The organism is Pontibacter kalidii (assembly GCF_026278245.1).
In the GTDB taxonomy this organism is placed as follows: Bacteria; Bacteroidota; Bacteroidia; order Cytophagales; family Hymenobacteraceae; genus Pontibacter; species Pontibacter kalidii.
Genome location: NZ_CP111079.1, coordinates 3,650,162 through 3,667,500, shown reverse-complemented (window position 1 = coordinate 3,667,500; position 17,339 = coordinate 3,650,162). Strand labels below are relative to the sequence as shown.

10 protein-coding genes and 2 rRNA genes (1 of these 12 cut by a window edge) are annotated in these 17,339 nt (G+C 54.4%); 5 read left to right on the top strand and 7 right to left on the bottom strand.

Annotated features, from left to right (window positions below; genetic code table 11):
- A 23S ribosomal RNA gene (locus OH144_RS15220) occupies positions 1-1,797 on the top strand; it begins 1,096 nt to the left of the window's first position.
- A 104-nt stretch (positions 1,798-1,901) separates the two neighbouring features.
- Positions 1,902-2,013, top strand: a 5S ribosomal RNA gene (gene rrf / locus OH144_RS15215).
- Between the two features lie 142 nt (positions 2,014-2,155).
- On the opposite strand, the gene OH144_RS15210 is transcribed toward rrf, so the two are convergent.
- From OH144_RS15210 to OH144_RS15185, 6 genes are all read right to left on the bottom strand, one after another.
- On the bottom strand, positions 2,156-3,439 hold the full coding sequence (locus OH144_RS15210) for a M16 family metallopeptidase (protein WP_266203132.1): 1,284 nt from the start codon (positions 3,437-3,439) through the stop codon (positions 2,156-2,158).
- Positions 3,440-3,457: 18 nt separating this feature from the next.
- Positions 3,458-4,588: a type IX secretion system outer membrane channel protein PorV gene (porV, locus tag OH144_RS15205; RefSeq protein WP_266203131.1), complete on the bottom strand. Its 1,131-nt coding sequence runs from the start codon at positions 4,586-4,588 to the stop codon at positions 3,458-3,460.
- A gap of 50 nt (positions 4,589-4,638) precedes the next feature.
- Positions 4,639-8,094, bottom strand: a complete 3,456-nt coding sequence (gene porU, locus OH144_RS15200) for a type IX secretion system sortase PorU (RefSeq protein ID WP_266203130.1) — start codon at positions 8,092-8,094, stop codon at positions 4,639-4,641.
- Positions 8,095-8,204: 110 nt separating this feature from the next.
- The gene (gene purS, locus OH144_RS15195; protein WP_266203129.1) at positions 8,205-8,456 is read right to left on the bottom strand and encodes a phosphoribosylformylglycinamidine synthase subunit PurS; all 252 of its coding nucleotides are present in this window, start codon (positions 8,454-8,456) and stop codon (positions 8,205-8,207) included.
- Positions 8,453-9,160: a CDP-diacylglycerol--serine O-phosphatidyltransferase gene (gene pssA, locus OH144_RS15190; RefSeq protein ID WP_266203128.1), complete on the bottom strand. Its 708-nt coding sequence runs from the start codon at positions 9,158-9,160 to the stop codon at positions 8,453-8,455. The genes purS and pssA overlap by 4 nt, the downstream gene beginning before the upstream one ends.
- Before the next feature lie 21 nt (positions 9,161-9,181).
- Positions 9,182-9,817 carry an MBL fold metallo-hydrolase gene (locus OH144_RS15185; protein WP_266203127.1) on the bottom strand — a complete coding sequence of 212 codons (636 nt, stop codon included), beginning with the start codon at positions 9,815-9,817 and terminating at the stop codon, positions 9,182-9,184.
- An 84-nt stretch (positions 9,818-9,901) separates the two neighbouring features.
- On the opposite strand from OH144_RS15185, the gene OH144_RS15180 reads away from it, so the two are divergent.
- Genes OH144_RS15180 through OH144_RS15170 form a run of 3 tightly spaced genes read left to right on the top strand, consistent with a single transcriptional unit; the run spans position 9,902 to position 15,374 of the window.
- Positions 9,902-10,993, top strand: a complete 1,092-nt coding sequence (locus OH144_RS15180; RefSeq protein ID WP_266203126.1) for an NAD(P)/FAD-dependent oxidoreductase — start codon at positions 9,902-9,904, stop codon at positions 10,991-10,993.
- 4 nt (positions 10,994-10,997) lie between these two features.
- On the top strand, positions 10,998-14,204 hold the full coding sequence (locus OH144_RS15175) for a hypothetical protein (RefSeq protein ID WP_266203125.1): 3,207 nt from the start codon (positions 10,998-11,000) through the stop codon (positions 14,202-14,204).
- A gap of 18 nt (positions 14,205-14,222) precedes the next feature.
- The gene (locus OH144_RS15170) at positions 14,223-15,374 is read left to right on the top strand and encodes a serine hydrolase domain-containing protein (protein WP_266203124.1); all 1,152 of its coding nucleotides are present in this window, start codon (positions 14,223-14,225) and stop codon (positions 15,372-15,374) included.
- 117 nt (positions 15,375-15,491) lie between these two features.
- On the opposite strand, the gene OH144_RS15165 is transcribed toward OH144_RS15170, so the two are convergent.
- Positions 15,492-17,033 carry a SulP family inorganic anion transporter gene (locus tag OH144_RS15165; protein WP_266203123.1) on the bottom strand — a complete coding sequence of 514 codons (1,542 nt, stop codon included), beginning with the start codon at positions 17,031-17,033 and terminating at the stop codon, positions 15,492-15,494.
- Positions 17,034-17,339 lie beyond the last annotated feature (306 nt).

The window sequence follows — 17,339 nt, the reverse complement described above, 5'->3', positions numbered from 1 at the left end:
AAGCAGCCATTCCTTTAAAGAGTGCGTAACAGCTCACTGGTCGAGCGAGAGGGCATCGATAATAATCGGGCATCAAGTCTAATACCGAAGCTGCGGATTGTAGTTTACTACACTGGTAGGGGAGCATTCCGAAGGCGGTGAAGGCGTGCCGGCGAGGCGCGTTGGAGCGTTCGGAAAAGCAAATGTAGGCATAAGTAACGATAATGCGGGCGAGAAACCCGCACACCGAAAGACCAAGGTTTCCTGATCAACGCTAATCGGATCAGGGTTAGTCGGGTCCTAAGGCCGAGGCGAAAGCGCAGGTCGATGGACAGCTGGTTAATATTCCAGCACCGGCCATGCATAGCGATGCGGTGACGGAGAAGTGAAAGGACCGCGCACTGACGGAATAGTGCGCTTAACACCGTAGGTAGTGGCTTGGTTGTGAAGTACGCCAGGCTAGCTGAAAGTGGAAAGTACGCCAACCCTTCGGGGGCGGCGAGTGTCCCTAACCAGGCTCCCAAGAAAACCCGCTAAGTGTTTGACTGCATGGCTGCCCGTACCGCAAACCGACACAGGTGGTCGAGGAGAGAATCCTAAGGTGCTCGAGTGAATCACGGCCAAGGAACTCGGCAAAATGACCCTGTAACTTCGGGAGAAGGGGTGCTTCCTCTGGGCAACCAGAGAAGCCGCAGTGAAAAGGCCCAGGCGACTGTTTAACAAAAACACATGGCTTTGCGAAATCGAGAGATGAAGTATAAGGCCTGACACCTGCCCGGTGCCGGAAGGTTAAGAGGGGATGTTAGCCGCAAGGCGAAGCATTGAATCGAAGCCCCGGTAAACGGCGGCCGTAACTATAACGGTCCTAAGGTAGCGAAATTCCTTGTCGGGTAAGTTCCGACCTGCACGAATGGTGTAACGATCTGGGCGCTGTCTCAGCCGTGAGCTCGGTGAAATTGTAGTCTCGGTGAAGATGCCGAGTACCCGCAACGGGACGGAAAGACCCCATGAACCTTTACTATAGCTTAGCATTGACGCTGGGTAACTCATGTGTAGGATAGGTTGGAGGCTGTGAAGCGGTGTCGCCAGGCATCGTGGAGCCGTCCTTGAAATACAACCCTTGAGTTGCTTGGCGCCTAACCTCTCAAAGAGGGGGACAGTGCTTGGTGGGTAGTTTGACTGGGGTGGTCGCCTCCAAAACAGTAACGGAGGCTTTCAAAGGTTCCCTCAGCACGCTTGGTAACCGTGCGCAGAGCGCAATAGCACAAGGGAGCTTGACTGTGAGGCCTACAAGCCGAGCAGGGCCGAAAGGCGGATATAGTGATCCGGTGGTTCCGTATGGAAGGGCCATCGCTCAAAGGATAAAAGGTACTCTGGGGATAACAGGCTGATCTCCCCCAAGAGCTCATATCGACGGGGAGGTTTGGCACCTCGATGTCGGCTCGTCACGTCCTGGGGCTGGAGAAGGTCCCAAGGGTTCGGCTGTTCGCCGATTAAAGTGGCACGCGAGCTGGGTTCAGAACGTCGTGAGACAGTTCGGTCCCTATCTGTTGTGGGCGTAGGAGATTTGAGGGGTCCTGACCTTAGTACGAGAGGACCGGGTTGGACGAGCCTCTGGTGGACCTGTTGTGGCGCCAGCCGCAGCGCAGGGTAGCTACGCTCGGACGGGATAAGCGCTGAAAGCATCTAAGTGCGAAACCCGCCCCAAGATGAGATCTCCCTGGAAGGGCCGTCGAAGACGACGACGTTGATAGGCCGCAGGTGTAAAGCTAGAAATAGCAAAGCCGAGCGGTACTAATTGCCCGGGCGCGTTCTACAGGCCCCGGCTTTACCGGCCCGCCGCTCTCACCTTTTTTTTTCATCTCTCCCCCACATATCATGTCTACAAAGCATTGCGCACGCATAACAGCCGTGCCGACGATAATGGTGGCTATGGCCCCGGTGAGCACCTCTTCCCATTCCGAACAGAGCAGTTAAGCCCGGGAGCGCCGATGGTACTGGGTTCACCCCCGGGAGAGTAGGTGGCCGCCAACCCCAACAAAGGGGCAGCAGGAGAAATCCCGCTGCCCCTTTTTTCTTTTTCCTCCCCCCCACCACCTCCTCCAAAGCCAAGCCACTGAAAAAGCCCCAACCTTAGCGATCGGGGCTCCCAGTGAAATAAGACTATAGCTTTCTTTTAATCCTTTCTTCCAGCAACAGCTGTATGTAGTTCTTCTTCTTTATAATATTGATTGGCCAGTTCTAATAATTCTGGTGCGGTGACTGTTCGTATAGTAGTTACATATTTATTATAGTGCTCAGGGGAGAGCTTGTGCAGGGTGATGCGCTTATATCTGTCGCACTGGTCAAAGATGGTGGAAATATCGTTGAGGAACTTGCCAAGCATGTAGTTCTTAACCGTTTCCAGTTCGTCTACTGGTATCTCTTCCTGTTGAAGGAGCTTTATCTCCTTTAGGACCTCTTCTATCGTGTTGTCTGTCACAGCATAGTTAACATCTGTACCAATGTAGAAAACACTGTCCTGCTCCTTTGGTGATATGACCGAATGTATGCCATACGTATAGCCTTTGTCTTCCCGGATGTTGCGCATCAGCCTGGAGCCAAAGTACCCGCCGAGCACTTCGTTCAAAACAAGGAGCTTTTGGTAATCAGGATGGTCTATTCTGGGGAAGCGCCTACCGATGCGTATGGATGACTGCAGGCTATCAGCAACAGGTACAAGTTTATACTTGTCTTCAGCAGTTATACCTGTTTTAGGAGTAGTTGCTGAAGCAGCAGAAGGCTCTAACTGCAGCGCAGCTATTTCGTGCTCCAACTGTTTCTGTAGTGGCTCATCAACAGCGCCACAGGCAAATACTTCCAGTTCCTGGGTGATGAACCTGTTCCTGTAGTACTGTTCCACCTCCTCCTTGGTAACTGCCTCCAGTACTCCTTCATCAAAACCAAATGTGTAAGGATGGGTACTGCCGTATACTTGCTGCGTAAAGCTGTGGGTAGCCAGGTAGTTGTTTTTCTGCCGCTGCACTTTCAGCGATTGGATAGTGCGCTGCTTTAGCAGGTTAAACTCTTCCTCTGGAAAAGCCGGGTTTTGTAGCACGTCCAGCACCAGGGCAAGTAACTCCGATGTATACTTGGCCAGGCAGTAAAGGGTAAATTCAGTGCGGTCGTAACCGTGGTTGTTATCAAAGGAGGCTCCGTAGAAAGCTACTTTGTCGGCTATTTGTTTGGCCGTATGGTTAAGAGATCCCTCCAGCAGCATTTTCGCAGCCAGGTCAGAGGTACCTTTTTTATCTTCGAACCATTTACCGGCCTTAAAAACAAAATCCAGCCTGATAACAGGCTGGGTTTCGCTTTTGATAATATGCAGTATGGCTCCATTGCTCAGGTGTGTTACCTCGGCTATCTGGATACTAACGGCATCTATTTCATATGTGTCAGGAGCTTTTGTTCTATCAAGCATTCTTTAAAGTGGTATGTACTATTCAAGGTTAAGGGCAAGTGTAAAGCGCCACGTATCGGCGAGCGGGTTGCCCTGATCGTTCGGGATAAGGTAAGCGGCATCCAGACCAAACTTTTGGTAGCGTATGCCCAAACCAGCTGAGAAATATTTTCTGCCGCCTTTGTCCGGGTGCTCATAGAAATACCCTACGCGTGCTGCGAACAACTCATTATACCAGTACTCCACTCCTGTGGAAAGGTTTACTTCTTTAAGCTCTTCGCTGGCACCACCCTCTGCATCTCCAAAAGAGGAGAAGATACCGCCGATCACACTTTGGTCTGTGTCAGCACCTGGCGACGGCACAAGCAGTTTGTTGGCATCCACGAGGAGGGTAAGGGAGTTATAGGCATCAAGGTTATACTTTATAGCGGTTCCCACCTTCAGGTTGGTAGGCAGGAAGCTTTTGTCTTCATCTTCGGAGTAAGCGATCTTACCACCGATGTTTGAAATGTTAGCTCCCACGGCCAGGTTCAGGTTCTGGCTCAGGTCTCTGTTATAGTATACGCCCACATCTACAGCGGCTGTGTTGCCTGGCTGAGACTCTGTATTACTGCCGCTCACGTTTACATCACCGGCAAGGTTGGAGTGAATGTAGCGGGCAGAGATACCAACGCTGAAGTTCTCGCTTAGCGCCTGGCCATACGACACGGCCACGGCATACTCCTTGGGGTTATAGTTCTGCAGCGGGTTTTGCTGCGCATCTATAAACTGGATCTCCCCCAGGTCGAAGTACATCAGGGAAACAGAGAGGGCAGAAGTCTCATTTAGTTTCTTGTAGCCCGACAGGTAGTTCAGCGACATATCGTCCACGATGTTGCGCAGCCAAGGGGAATAGGAGAAGGAAACGCTCAGGTCGTTCTGCACAAAACCCAGTTTGGCAGGGTTCCAGTAAGATGCGTTGGCATCGGGTGATGCAGCCACACCAGCATCGCCTAAAGCTGCCGAGCGGGAATCAGGCCCTACGGTCAGGATTGGAACCGCAGTTGTGACGGCGTTCAGATCAGAGCCGGTAGTTGTTGCAGGTGGCGTTGATTGTGCGAACGCCGCTGGCGCTGAAATAAAGGCGAACGCGAACGCGGCGACCTTCAGTATCTTACTATTTTTCTGCATAGGAAGGGTATAGATAACTATATCAAATATAGAAAATATGTACTACTGTACTAGTTAATAATTACAAGTTTCTCAAAATCGGATGCTTTCGCACCATCCCGCAGCGACCGCACAGTTACTCTATAGATGTAAACGCCCGGTGTCAGCATATCATTGTACGCATCCCGACCATTCCAGGAGATTTCTGCTACACGTGTTTTACTATGGTAGCTGGTTGTCTGCAGCGTCTTCATTAGCTTGCCCGACATGTTGTAAATCTGTACCTGTACCTCCAGGTCTTCGCCGGCCCTGTTATGGTCAAAAAGGAAAGTTGTTTCTGTTGAGAACGGATTCGGATAGTTTAATACATGCTCTAACGCAAGATGGGCATCATTAGATACATAGAATTCTATATAGCCTTCCGACGAATTATTATGCGTATCCCAGGCCTTGAGCCGGATGGTGTGCGGGCCGGGCGGCAGGTCTTTTAACGTATACTTCACCTCGCCTTGCTGGTAGCTGTCCGGCTCCGACGTATAGTAATCGTTGAGGACCACCAGCGTATGCTGCTCCTCGTCCAGCATGGCTGTGATTTCGTGGCCTATACCGATACCTGCCGTATTGATGCCGCTCTCGTCGAAAAGCCGGGCCAGCAGGGTGGTGGTTTGGCCGGTGATACCCCCTGATACGAAGGAGTCGTCATCCATGAACAGCCTTATACTTGGGGGGGTGTTGTCTACGGGAGCCTCTTTTGCTGTACCACCAATGATCACTTCCTGGTTAGCGCCCAGGGCATCCTGAGTGCTGTTACTGGCATACAGGCTGATTTTACCCTGTCCGTACTGGTAGGCAATATCTTTTGGCACCACAAAGCTGACCTCAAACTGGCCCTGCCGCACGCTGGCCTTGCCGTCATAAAGTATACTTTCACGCACTTGTACCGGCACTTTAGGGCTATCCTCATCTCCCAATGTTTGAAGGATGGTGGGCTTCTCGTATACTTTCAGGTGCAGGGTGCCGGAGAAGTCGCCGGCCAGGCTGCCGGAGCTGGTCTGCACCTGCCCCTGCAGGGTAACTTTTGCTAAGGCGCTAAGGGTGTCGGCCGTGACCTCCTGGCCGTTTATGCGTGTGATCCTGGCCTCCAGGTCTGGGTAAGCCAGCTGCAGGGAAGGGTCGGAGAGGAGGGAGAAGTTGCGGTTGTTCACCCCCCTGGAGCCACTCGCATTGGCGGTTATACTATTGTTCTTGGTCAGCATCACCAGGTCGCCGAGGCGGGGCATACGCCCATTGATGGGTGTGAAGGCAGCACTATAGAAGTTCCGGTTGAGCACGCGATTGCCGTTGGAGTAGACGGGGCGGGTGGTGGTGAGCAGCCCTACAGCGCCTCCTTCGGCATGCAGTAGCGCCAGCTCCGCCCCCGATGGACGCCCCGGGTCGTCGTAGCGGCCGAACTCGCAGGTGGCGGTAAGCAGGAAGGTTAGATTGTTTTTGTTCTTCCAGTTGCTGATCTGCGGCAGCGTGAGCACCTGCTCCGAGGCCCAGCTTACCTCGTTGCCGTGTCCGGTATAGTTAGTGATCAGGGAGCCCTGCTCCACGGCCTTGTCCAGGGCTGTGGAGGCCTCCGGCACGCGCTGCCCATCGGCCACGGCCTGCTGCTGGTACAGGTCTATGTATACTTTGTTGGGGTTATTCTTTGGGTGATGCTCCACGAGGTAATTGGCCAGGAACTCCGCATCGTTCTGGTGCTCGTTGTAGTCGCCATCGTCGGCGACGAGCGTTATCCTGCTGCGCCAGCTGCCGAAATGGCTAGGGCTGTCGTAGTTGATGATCTTACTGACCATAGTGGCTGCCTCTGCTGCTGTCCGGGCCGGAAGCCTGCCAATGCCGATGTCCAGCAAGTGATCCCCCTGGGCGTTCTCCGCCCACTCGCCTTCCTCCTCATCCAGAAAACCAAAGTAATCCTCGGAGCTATAGCTGGTAATCGGGTGCAGCGACTCCCGCGACTCGTACACCGGCACAAAGTTGGTGTTGTTGCGGATACGGTTCTTGTAATCGTAGGAGGCATCGCCGAAGAGCAGCAGGTACAGCACGTCGCCCTCCGGTTTGCTGCTGCGGCTGTAGAGCATGCGCATAAAATCACGGATGGCAGTTACATCCTGCGCCCCGGAGGAGAATTCGTTGTACACTTGACGCGTGGTCACCACCTGCACTTCCATGCCGCTGTGCTGCGCCCGGTGAGTGGCCAGCCGCTGCGCCTCCTGCAGGAAAGCCGGGTGCGTGACGATCACAAAGTCCAGGGAGCCGCTCTGGTTGAGGCCGTGCAGGTTCTGGTTCTCTACTCGGCCCACGGGGATAGGCTTGTTGGTGATACTGTTGCTCTGAAACGCCACGAACTCGCGCAGCACATCGGTAGCCACACGAAAGGTGCCGCTGGCATGCAGTTGCATCACCGGCTGCACAGGGCTGGTCACGTCCCACACGGTGGCGCCTGCGGAAAGGCCGGCCATGGCAAACGTGCTAACCGGTTGGTTTATACTTTGGAGGGAGCGAAAGGCGGTTTGTTCGCCATAAAGCTTGAGCTGGCGCTCGTAGTGCAGCTCCAGGTAGTTCAGGTATCCCATAGCCGTAGAACTGCCGCCGGGGCTGAAGGCAAGCGTAACCTTGTACTCATTGCCACTACCAAGGCTTTGCTGGTTTATAGTATAAGCTTTGATGCTGTTGATGCCTTCCGGGTGGTACTTTTGCGTGCCGCGGCCGGCTATCTCCTGTGAGCCAAGTGTCTGGCTGTTGAGCTGCACCGTGAAGCTGCTGCCGGTGGGGGAGTTGGCCATGAGCGCCGCCTCCAGCGTTACCTCTGCACCTAAAACCACATCTGAAACCGGAAAGCTGAATGTGCGGCTCGTCTGAAAAGAGCTGAACTCTTCGCCATACCACTCCCGGCCCGAGAAAACCATGTTCTTCAGGTCCTGCTCATGAAAAAGCCGTTCGTTGTAGCTGGTTATAGGTTGCGAGGCGCCTGCTGCCTGACCCCGGGCGGTGATGCGTGCGCCGGGGCTGTGGTTGATGCGCAGGAAATAAAAGGCGGTGTCGGAGTAAACATTATACTCGTGGCGGAAGCGCTTCGCTGTCTCATCATACTTCCAGGTGTGCGGTCCCTGGGCGTAGAAAAGTATAAAGTCTGCGTCGTCGAACTTGCCGTCCTCCTCGCCTATAACGGTAACGGCGTTTTCCTGCAGATCGTCGGGGCGGGGGGCGCTGTTGGACTGGGGCAGCATGCCGCCGCCGTTGCCGTAAAGCTGAATTTTCCGGGGATCTATACTTTGGGGAGAGATGCCGAGCGCCTGCAGCACGCTTTTATCTATCTTGTAGACGCCGCTTTCAGTGACGGCCAGCTTATACCACTCGCCTTCGCTGAGTGCAGATTGGCTGGCAAAAGAAGTGGGGGATGTGGTCTGTGCGGCAGCGTTTGTCAGGCAGGAAAGCAGACAAAGTGCACACGCATAAACCAATCGCTTGGGCCACATCATAAGCAAGTATAAATTTATGAAAAGCTGCCTGCTTATACGTAACGTACGGGCAGGCAGCATCCTTATATCTTAACAAAGATACGGCTAAAATATTGAACTACAGCCGGGTGCTATATTTGCTTCAGCTCGAAGGTATAAGACTCCATAATTAGGTTCGCCAGCAGCTTGCTGCAGGCCTTCTCCACCTTCTCGCGGGCAATCTCCTCTGTCTCCGCCTCCAGGTTCAGGGTAATATGCTTGCCGATGCGCACATTGTCTACCTGGTCCAGGCCAAGGTGCTCCAGGCCCAGCAGTACAGCTTTGCCTTGTGGGTCCAGTAACTCAGGGCGGGGCATTACATCAATTTCAGCAACAAATTTCATGATGTATGAGATGTTTTTTTGATGAGAGACAATAGTACGTACAGCAGAATGATCAGCGGGATGGCCGCGAATTTAAGCACAGCCGCCAAGATAACCGACAAGCCCAGGAAAATAAAGCGCACGGCGTTATCCTGCCAGCTAAAGTTCTTGAACTTAAGGGCGAACAGCGGCAGCTCGGCCACCAGCAGGAACGAAAGTATAACTGTTAGCGAAAGCAGCACCACCGGGTTCAGGATGATCTCAAAGGCCAGCAGGCCCTCGGTATCGAGTATCAGCGGCAAAGAGGCCACAAACAGCGTACAGGCTGGCGTAGGCAGGCCGATAAACGAGGTGGTCTGTCGGGTGTCGATGTTGAACTTAGCCAGGCGCAGCGCCGAGAAAATGGTGATCAAAAAGCCGAAGAAAGGCAGTATATCCGCAGGAATGCCTAAAATAGATGCCTCCGCGCGCTGCAGCAGGATGAACATCACCGTGCCCGGTACCACGCCGAACGACACCATATCGGCCAGCGAGTCGAGCTGCTTGCCAATCTCGGAATAGGCCTTTATCAGGCGGGCCACCATACCATCCATAAAATCAAACACGGCGGCGATGCCCACCAGATAGGCGGTGGTGACCAACTCTCCTCTGAAGGCAAAGTATAGCGCCAGGCAACCCGCAAACAGGTTCAGGCAGGTGATGGCGTTCGGGATGTGTTTTTTCATGCAAAGGGTGCAGCGGCCGGGCTACCGCAGAAAGGGGTTATACTTTTTCTCGTAGCCGATGCTGGTTTCCGGGCCGTGGCCAGGGTAAACCGTCACCTCGTCGGGCAGCGTGAAAAGCTTTGTTTTTATACTTTGAATGAGCGTGTCGAAATCGCCGCCAGGTAGGTCGGTGCGGCCAATGCTGCCTTGGAAGAGCACATCGCCCCCGATCACGGTTTTATCGGCCTTGTTGTAAAACACCACGTGGCCCGGCGCGTGGCCCGGCGCAAAGAGCACCTCCAGCTCCGTGTTGCCGAACGTTATACTTTCGCCCTCTTTCAGGTAGGAAGCCGGCAACTGCTCGGCGTACAGCGGAAAGCCGTAGTTGGAGGCGTAGGTCGGCACGGCGCGCAGCACCTGCTCGTCTTCCGGGTGTATCTCCAGCCCCACGTTGTAGGTATCGGCCACAAACTTATTGCCCAGCACGTGGTCGATGTGGCAGTGGGTGTTGAGCAGGCGCACCACCTTCAGGCCGTTGTCTTCGATATACTTTTTCAGCTGCTCCTGCTCCCGCCGCTCGTAGCAGCCGGGGTCTACCACCACGCACTCTTTGGTGTCGTCGTGCAGCAGGTAAGTGTTCTCCTGAAAGGGGTTAAAAGTAAGGCAGGTAACCTTCATGGCGTTCTCTTCTGATGATCGGGTATGCGCAAAATCGTGGCTCTAAGTTACTAATTTACGCGGTACATCTCGTAACTTGCCCCTATGAAATACGATTTTATAGTGGTGGGCCATGGCCTGGCCGGCGCCATTTTAGCCGAGACGCTGCGCCGCCGTGACCGTAAGGTGCTGGTGATCGACGAGCCCAAGGAGAACTCCGCCTCCAGGGTAGCGGCCGGTCTGCTGAACCCCGTGGCGGGCAAGCGCTTTGCCAAATCGTGGTTGGCCGATACGTTTATACCGGCTGCCGATGCTTTTTACGATGCGCTGGAGGCGCGCTACGGTCAGGAGTTATTTTTCCATAAGCCGATCTATAAGATCTTCTCCTCCATCGAAGAGCAAAACACCTGGATGGCCAAGAGCGCCGGCGGCAACTGGGGCGACTACATCCTGGCCACGCATACCCAAAGTATAAACCAGCCGGGTATCGACGATCCGTTTGGCGGCATTATGATCGGGCGGGGCGGCTTTCTGCACGTTTACGCGATGCTGGACCTGCTTACAGAAGACCTGCTGCGGCAGCACCTGCTGTTGCCGGAGCGCTTTGATCTGCAGGAGCTGCAACTGACGGAGAGCGGTGTAAAGTATAAAAGCATAGAGGCCGATCATCTGATCTTCTGCGAGGGCTACCAGGTGGTGCACAACCCCTACTTTAAGTGGCTGCCCATACAACCTACCAAAGGCGAGGTGCTGGAGGTGCAGGCAGCAGAGAATTTCAGCCCGGAATGCATCTATAACAAAGCCGTTTACGTTGTTCCGGAAGGAGCAGGCCGCTTCATTATCGGGGCCACCTACGACTGGCGAAACCCCGACGAAAAACCAACGCCACAAGGGCAGGAAGAACTGAGCGAGCGTTTCCGGCAGATCACACCACAGCAATTTGAGGTTACCGGGCACTGGGCGGGCATCCGGCCTGCTGTGCGAGACCGAAAGCCGCTGGCAGGCACGCACCCTAAGTATAAACAGTTGAGCGTGTTCAACGGAATGGGCTCCAAGGGCGTGCTGATGGCCCCTTTCCTGGCGCAGCACTTTGCTGCCGCACTGGCCGGAGAAGAAGAGCTGATGCCGGAGATACACATTTTTAGATATTTATCGTTATATTACGAGTACATAGAACAACTGAACCAGCAACCCTAAGCGCATGCGTTTTTCCTCCAGATTTCTATCGCTGTTCATCCTTTGCCTTCTGGCGGCTTCTGCTGTGCAGGCGCAGCCTACCGTAGATACCTTTGGCAAGAGCCGGATACAGTATAAGAACTTCGACTGGAAGCTCTACAGCACCCAAAACTTTAATGTGTACTTCTACCAGAACGGGCAGGAGCAAGCTGTAAACGCCGCGGCATATGCCGAGCGGGAGCTAAAGCGCATTACCAGCCTCATCGGCTACTACCCCTACTCCAAGATCACGCTCATCCTGTACAACTCCCCCTCCGACCTGCTGCAGAGCAACATCGGCCTTAACAACGACCAGTACCAGACCGGCGGCGAAACGCTGTTCATGAAGAGCAAGATCGAGCTGGCCTATGGCGGTACGCAGACGGAGTTTAAGCACGATCTGAACTACCAGCTAACGGAGCTGCTGATGAACGACATGATGTATGGCGGCAGCCTGAAGGAGGCTCTGCAGAGCAGTTACCTGCTGCGCCTGCCGGAGTGGTTTATCTCAGGCGTATCCGCTTACACGGCAGAAGGGTGGAGCATAGAGATGGACAGTTATATGCGCGACATGCTGCTGGAACAACAGGGAACGCCAAAGCCGGAGAAGATCTTCCAGAAGAGCCCCAGGCTTACCGGCCAGAGCGTCTGGAACTACATTGCAGAGCGCTACGGCTACACCGCCATTCAGAACATCCTGAACCTGACGCGTATTACCCGTGATGTGGAGATCGGCATTACCAGCAGCCTGAACATCCCATACAAGCGCTTTCTGCAGGACTGGTACAACTATTACGTGCAGATAAACACCAGTTCGGAGAGCCCACTGGTGCAGCTGCCGGAAGGGGCCAAGCTTTTTAAGAAGAACAAGGAGGGGCATTTTTACGGCAAACCTGCGCTAAACCCGGAGGGCAGCATGCTGGCCTATGTGAAGAACGATAACGGTATCTTCAAGATTTTTGTGCAGGATGTGCGCACCGGCAAGGACCGCGTGGTATGGCGCGCCGGCTACAAGAACCTGGATCAGCACGTAGACTTCGACATGCCGGTGCTGGCCTGGCGCTCAAACACGCAACTGGGCTTCATTGAGTCGAGGAAAGGGAAGATCATGCTGCGCCAGGTAGATGCCCGCAACCGTTACTCTTTTGTGCCTTTCTACGAGAACCTGACCACACCTGCCGCCACACTGGAGCAGTTCGTGCACGTAAACAGCATGGATTACGCAGAAGATGGGCAGTCTATTGTGGTAAGTGCCGTGCGGAATGGTCAGACGGATCTGTTCCTGCTCGGGTCCAACGGCCGGCTGCAGCGGCAGCTCACCAACGATATCTTTGACGACATCGATCCGGTGTACCTCCGCAATAACGGGGGCATCGCCTTCAGCTCCAACCGCTGGCAGGATTCCTCCGCCACAGCCGCAAAACCCGATTTCAACAGCATTGTAAACAACTACGACATCTTCCTGCTGCAGCAGGAGGGGCCGGATAGCAACGTGCGGCAGCTGACCAGCTCCATCGCCAGCGAAGTAAATCCGCGCCCCACAGCCGATGGCAACCTGGTGTACCTGGGCGAGGAGAGCGGCATCCGGAGCGTGTACCGCTATGACCTGAGCACTGGCACCAACACACCGGTAACGAACTTTGTGCAAAGTATAGAGCAGTACGATTACGTGCCGTCGGCCAATGTACTGGCGGTGGTAGCTGCCGACGAGGGCAATAGCTTTGTGTACCTGCTGCCCAACTACGAGGCCTCCACGCTGGATGCACTGCCAAAGACCTCCCGCCAGATCATACTTGAAACCCGCGCCCGGACCACGCAGGAAGCCACTGCCGCTGCTACACGCCGCAGGCTGCTGGAGCAGGAGAAACGCACGCAGGGCAATGTGCGCGAGGAGGGGGAGATCAACATAGAGGATTATGAGTTTAACGATGCCCAACGGCAGGCGCAGCAGCAAAAGCGCAATACGGCGCCTGTGCGCAGAGCCGGCAGCAGTGGCAACGGCGTAGACTTACTGGGCCCCTTGGACTACGACCTGCGCTTTAGCGTGCAAGAGATCATTACCACGGTGCATGCCGACCCGCTGCTGGGCTTTGGCCTGGTGGCTGGCGTGGAGATGGCAGACCTGTTCGAGAACCACCGCATCCGGGGCACGGCCTTTATGCGCACCGACTTCGAGACGAACAACTTCTTTGCTGAGTACATGAACCTGACCAGCCGCGTGGACCTGGGCGTGCAGTTTGAGCGCTCCACGCTACGCGGAAGCCTCCTGAACGCGCCCGGCTCTATCGTGAACTTCACCAAGAACGAGCTGACGCCGGTGCTCAAGTACCCGTTCAGCCACAGCACCAGCCTGCACCTGAAGCCAAAGTTCGTCAGCACCCGATTCACCTTTAAGAACGACTTCTCTATTCCGGATACGGTGGAGACGTTCTGGGGGGGCAATGCGGAGTTGGTGTATGACAACAGCGTGATCACGGGCGTGAACCAGCGCGAGGGGACCCGCTTTAAGGTCGGATTTATGGCCCTGAAGGGCTTTGAGGGCTCACAGGGCGATTTCAATAAGTTCTATGCTGATTTCCGGCATTATCTCAAGATCCATCGCCAGATCATACTGGCCACGCACCTGAGCTATGGCAGGTTTTTTGGCAACTCGCCCAAAAAATTCCTGATCGGCGGAATGGACAACTGGCTGCTGGCCGACGAGGACGATGAGGCAGAACTGAATGACGTGCAGGTAAACTCCCCGGCCGATCTCTTCTACCTGGAGTATGTCACCCCGCTCAGGGGCTTTAACTTTAACGTGCGTAGCGGCAGCAACCACCTGCTGGCCAACGCCGAGCTGCGCATACCCATTGTGCAGTACCTGTACAACGGCCCCATTGGCTCCGGCTTTTTCCGTAACCTGCAGCTTACGGCCTTTGCCGATGCGGGCTCCGCCTACAGCGGCGCCAACCCCTTCTCAGGCGATAACTCCATCAACACGCGTATCACCGGAGGGTCTACAGGGCAGCTGAATGTAGATAAGTTCGACATCACGGTGATTAACTACCGCAACCCCTTCCTGGTGGGGTATGGCTTTGGTGCCCGCACCACGCTGCTGGGGGTGTACGGCAAGCTGGATGTAGCCTGGGGCGAGGCCGAGGATAACCGCGTAGGCCCTAAGTTTTACGTAACACTGGGCTACGATTTCTAAAGACAACCACACCACCGGATGAACCGCAAAGCCAAACGTTTTGGCCTGGGCACGCTACTTTTGCTGGGCCTGCTGGCAGCCTGGATAAACATGGCCGACAAGAACTATATCTACAAAGCCCTTGTCTACAACTTCGCCGATATCGACGACAACACTATTTTTGAGCAGCGCGAGATAGAGGCACCCGCTACCGGGCAGCCCTGGCCCTTGACTAAGATGTACAATCAGGTGGAGCAGCCGCGGAAACTGGAGCAACTGCACAAAAAACTGGAGTCGGTGGCCTTTTTGGTGGTGAAAGAGGATTCCATCCTTTACGAGCAGTACTGGGATGGTTACTCCGAGGAGTCGCTGAGCAACTCGTTCTCCATGGCTAAAAGCATCGTGAGCATGCTGGTGGGCATGGCGATTAAAGAGGGGAAGATAAAAAGCGTGGAGCAGCCGGTGGGTGATTTCCTGCCTGGTTTCCGGAAGGGTGATAAAGCCAAGATCACCATAAAGCACCTGCTGTGGATGAGTTCAGGCCTGAACTGGGAGGAATCTTACATGAACCCCCTTTCCATGACAACTGAAGCCTACTATGGCTCCGACCTGAAGAAGGTCATAAACCGGCTGGATGTGGAGGAGGCGCCGGGGCAGCGCTGGGCCTACAAGAGCGGCGACACGCAGGTGCTGGCTTTTGTGCTGCAGGAGGCCACCGGCAAGAGCCTGAGCGAATACGCCGAGGAGAAGCTCTGGAAGCCTTTGGGTGCAGCCCAGGATGCAGGGTGGAGCGTGGACCAACCCGAAGGTGTTGAGAAGGCTTACTGCTGCTTTTTCTCCAATGCCCGCGACTTCGCCCGCCTCGGCCGGCTATACCTGCATAAGGGCATCTGGAACGGCGATACCATCGTGCCGCCAGCCTATGTCAAAGCCTCGCTTACTCCCAATGGTCTTACGAATGCCTCTACCGGTAAAAAAGTAGACTTCTACGGGTATCAGTGGTGGCTGATGCCCGGCTACAAAGGGCAGGACATTTTTTATGCCCGGGGCATACTGGGGCAATACATCATCGTGATACCTGAAAAGAACATCGTGATCGTGCGGCTAGGCAAGCAGCGCGCTGAGAAAGTGGGGGAGCATCCCGGCGAGGTGATAGCCATGATTGACGGAGTGAATGAAATGGTGAAGTAAGGGTGAAAAGCTTTGCTGTCTGCCCTGCAGCATGCTCATCAAGTATAAAAGTATAAACCCCGCTGCCATTCATATCTTGAAGAGCAGCGGGGTTTATACTTTCGCACCGGCTATAGGTTACGACAGCTTATCGGTAACAACGGCATAGTGCGGGTCCTCCACGATGTTCACATCAATTACCTGCTCGGCATTCCGGAGCAGCAGCAGGCAGTCCTGGCTTAGGTGCTTTAAGTGGAGCTTCTTCCCAGCTTTATGGTACCGCTCCGTTAGCTTGTTCAGGGCATCTATGCCTGACATGTCAGCGACTCGGCTTTCCTTAAAATCAATGACTACCTCCTGGGGATCATGCAGGACATCGAACTTTTCGGAAAAGGCAGTAACAGAGCCGAAGAATAACGGCCCGTAAATCTCATAATGCTTTACCCCATTTGTATCAGTATACTTTCTGGCCCGGATGCGTTTAGCGCTTTCCCAGGCAAATACCAGCGCCGAGATGATCACGCCGATCAGTACGGCCAGTGCCAGGTTATGGAGCCAGATGGTGATGACTGCCACCAGAATACCCACAAACACATCCTGTTTCGGCATTTTGTTGATGATCCTAAAGCTGATCCACTCGAAAGTGCCAACGGCCACCATGACCATTACGCCCACCAGCGCGGCCATGGGCACCCGCTCAATGATAGGAGCACCAACAAGTATAACCGCCAGAATAGTAAGGGCAGCAACAACACCCGCTAAACGCGCGCGGGCTCCAGCCGAGAGGTTAACCAGCGTTTGTGCGATCATGGCGCAGCCGCCCATCCCGAAGAAAAAGCCGTTCAACAGGTTAGCGCTGCCTTGGGCTATACTTTCACGGTTGCCCTGGCCCCGGGTACCGGTAATTTCATCCACCAGGTTCAGGGTCAGCAGGCTTTCAGTTAATCCTACACCGGCCATGATCAAAGCATAAGGAAAGATTACCTGCAGCATTTCCAGCGTTAGCGGCACCTGTGGTATATGGAAAGGTGGCAGGCTACCGCTCACTGCGGCAATGTCCTTCACCAGCTTTGTATCAATGCCGAAGCCCATCACTACCCCGAACACTACAATAATGGCAACCAGCGATGGCGGAACGGCCTTCGTAAGGCGCGGCAGCAGCACGATAATAGCGATGGTCAGCGCTACTAAGCCAGCCATGACGTATAGGGGCGTGCCCGATAGCCAAGCTACTTCACCGTTCTGCACTATTTTAAATTGCTCTATCTGCGACATGAAAATGATAACAGCCAGGCCGTTTACAAAGCCATACATCACCGGCTGCGGCACCAGACGGATAAACTTGCCCAACTTAAACAAGCCCACCAAAATCTGCAGGATACCGGCCAGCGCTACGGCCGCAAAAACGTACTCCAGCCCATGCGACTGCATCAGGGCAATAAGCACTACCGCTGTGGCGCCCGCGCCGCCTGAAACCATGCCCGGCCGGCCACCGAAAACGGCCGTTACCAAGCCCATGATAAAGGCGGCGTATAAACCCACTAGCGGCGGAAAACCGGCAAGTATGGCGAAAGAAAGGGACTCGGGGATCATGGTCATGGCGACCGTGAGGCCTGCCAGGACTTCGATTTTATAATCGACTTTTTGGCTGAAGTCAAACAGCCTGAGGTATTGTTTCATGGTATTGGTCAGGAAAAATCGGAGCGGGGAATTGGTGGGTGCAGCAGGTGCAAATGTCTTCCTGCCTCGCCTCCTAAGGTGTTATACTATGAAACTGTTACGCAGTACCAGTAGAAAGCATAACCCGCAGCCAACCGGCCTCAGCACCCCAAATCCTTGAGAAATCCGCTCTTAAAGTATAAAATATGGTAAATGGAATGTCCAGCTACCGGGGCAGACTATTGTTTGCCCGGTAGCTGGAAAGTATACTTGAACAGGTAAAATCAAGGTGGGGTAAGTGTCATAAGGTATTGCGACTTTTTATTG

What these genes read in the sequence shown, in the direction of transcription:
- OH144_RS15210 (WP_266203132.1), bottom strand. Translation starts at nt 3,439, where the DNA reads ATGCTTGATAGAACAAAAGCTCCTGACACATATGAAATAGATGCCGTT.
- OH144_RS15185 (WP_266203127.1), bottom strand. Translation starts at nt 9,817, where the DNA reads ATGAAGGTTACCTGCCTTACTTTTAACCCCTTTCAGGAGAACACTTAC.
- purS (WP_266203129.1), bottom strand. Translation starts at nt 8,456, where the DNA reads ATGAAATTTGTTGCTGAAATTGATGTAATGCCCCGCCCTGAGTTACTG.
- porV (WP_266203131.1), bottom strand. Translation starts at nt 4,588, where the DNA reads ATGCAGAAAAATAGTAAGATACTGAAGGTCGCCGCGTTCGCGTTCGCC.
- pssA (WP_266203128.1), bottom strand. Translation starts at nt 9,160, where the DNA reads ATGAAAAAACACATCCCGAACGCCATCACCTGCCTGAACCTGTTTGCG.
- OH144_RS15165 (WP_266203123.1), bottom strand. Translation starts at nt 17,033, where the DNA reads ATGAAACAATACCTCAGGCTGTTTGACTTCAGCCAAAAAGTCGATTAT.
- porU (WP_266203130.1), bottom strand. Translation starts at nt 8,094, where the DNA reads ATGATGTGGCCCAAGCGATTGGTTTATGCGTGTGCACTTTGTCTGCTT.
- OH144_RS15170 (WP_266203124.1), top strand. Translation starts at nt 14,223, where the DNA reads ATGAACCGCAAAGCCAAACGTTTTGGCCTGGGCACGCTACTTTTGCTG.
- OH144_RS15180 (WP_266203126.1), top strand. Translation starts at nt 9,902, where the DNA reads ATGAAATACGATTTTATAGTGGTGGGCCATGGCCTGGCCGGCGCCATT.
- OH144_RS15175 (WP_266203125.1), top strand. Translation starts at nt 10,998, where the DNA reads ATGCGTTTTTCCTCCAGATTTCTATCGCTGTTCATCCTTTGCCTTCTG.